This window comes from Aminobacter sp. P4_H6_2 (assembly GCF_056400805.1).
The window spans coordinates 1-1,672 of sequence record NZ_JBFUKO010000890.1; the positions used below are offsets into that span (position 1 = coordinate 1).

Here is a 1,672-nt window from a genome sequence, read left to right on the forward strand (position 1 = left end):
GCTGATCTCCGGGGATGGCCCAGTTTCGGCGGTGGTCCAGCGCGTCGTCTATCAAGGCGCTTACACCGAGTATCAGGTTGCCATCGATGGTCAGGCTTGCACCGTAGTCGATTACCGCCACCATATGCACGGCGTGCACCCCGTTGGTTCGGGGCTGCAGATCGACCTTGGCTCGTCAGTACCCTGGCCGCTGGCCGCAAAGACGAGTGCGTGAAATGACGCCATTAACGGACGCATTCTTAGCCCAGGTCGCGGAAGTCGCCGCCCGGGAGGCCGGAGCGCTCATTCGCACGTCGTTCCTTGAGGCGGCGCAGGGAGCGGTCCTGGGCATCGAGCAGAAGCACGGCTATTCCGATATCGTCACTATCGTCGACAGGCAGTCCGAGCAGTTGATCTGGCGTGTGATCCGCGATCGTGTGCCGGACTCGCGCATCCTTGGCGAGGAAAGCGGCTGGCAGGGCGAGGGCAGGGTGATCTGGTATGTGGACCCCATCGACGGCACCAGCAATTTTGCTTCTGGACTGCCTTTCTTTTGCGTGTCGATCGCGGCTTTTGCTGCTGACGGTCGGCCAATCGCCGGTGTGGTCTATGACCCCATGCAGGACGAAATGTTCACGACCCACTCGGGCCAGCTGCTGCTCAATGGCGATGCCGTAAAACCTGCGGTACGTGCCAGGAGCGACAGGGAAGCTGAACTGTTGACCAATCTGCCACGCGAGGGCAGTCGGCCGAGCCCGGCGGAACTTGAGCGCTTCGGTGATCTCGTGTTGAATTTCCGTGCCGTGCGCCGGCTCGGCTCGGCTGCCTTGCAACTAGCATATGTCGCCATTGGGCGCGCCGCCATCAACTATGATGAGGGCTGCCATCCATGGGATATCGCAGCTGGCCTGCAGCTTGTCGCCGCGTCGGGCGGGCAGGTGTTGTGCTGGTTTAAGGGGGATGACAAGCTCATGGTCGATCCACTGCGTAGCCTGGAGGGTGTGGGCAAGTTGGTTGTCACGACACCGGGCTACGATGTACGGAATTCGGCAGTCCTGAGTGGGTGGGCTTCAGTTTCTTGAGCCAGAGCGCTAAGTGCAGCAGGCGATCTTAGGCGTCGAAAACAGGGGGACCGCCATGCTGGCCCACATCAGAGCATCTCTCAACGAGATGACGCCGGCCGAACGGCGTGCCGCCGAGACAATTCTCGGCAATCCGCAGGCCACAATTGGCTGGTCCCTGGCAGACGCCGCACGCTTTTCCGGCGTCAGCGAACCTTCCATCATCCGCTTGTGCCGGCGTCTGGGGTTTGACGGCTATTCAGACTTCCGCCTCAAGTTCGCGCAGGCCGTGGCGTTGATCAGGCAGGATGACCAGGCCCTGCTGGGGGCCACCGATGATCCGGTCGCGGCAAGCATCCTCGATAACTGCAATCGCGCCATCGCTTCGATCAACGACCTCGCTCGCGATATCGACAGCGCCGCGGTGTCGAAGGCGGTCGACATCCTGCTGAAGTCTCGGCGCGTGGAGCTTTACGGCCACGGCGGCTCAGGATTTCTTGCAGGAGAGGCGCAGCACAGGCTGGCCCATCTCGGTATTGCCAGTGTCGCTTACTCCGACCCGGCACTTCAGATGTTTTCGGCGATGGCTCTGAGGCAAGAGGATACGGTCATGGCTTTGTCCTTCTCAGGGG

Annotated in this window: 3 protein-coding genes; all 3 read left to right on the plus strand. The window is 61.5% G+C overall.

Features of this window, described 5'->3' with window-relative positions; translation table 11 throughout:
- A partial coding sequence (locus AC1DUU_RS31375) for a TOBE domain-containing protein (protein ID WP_476787203.1) occupies nucleotides 1-214 on the plus strand: 214 nt, incomplete at its 5' end.
- 1 nt (nucleotide 215) lies between these two features.
- Nucleotides 216-1,061, plus strand: coding sequence for an inositol monophosphatase family protein (locus AC1DUU_RS31380; RefSeq protein WP_476787205.1), 846 nt, complete (start codon nucleotides 216-218; stop codon nucleotides 1,059-1,061).
- Between the two features lie 55 nt (nucleotides 1,062-1,116).
- Nucleotides 1,117-1,672: MurR/RpiR family transcriptional regulator (locus tag AC1DUU_RS31385; protein ID WP_476787204.1), on the plus strand; the 556-nt coding region annotated here is incomplete at its 3' end.

Excerpts from the sequence above, each read along its gene's own strand:
- AC1DUU_RS31380 (WP_476787205.1), top strand. The coding sequence starts at position 216 with ATGACGCCATTAACGGACGCATTCTTAGCCCAGGTCGCGGAAGTCGCC.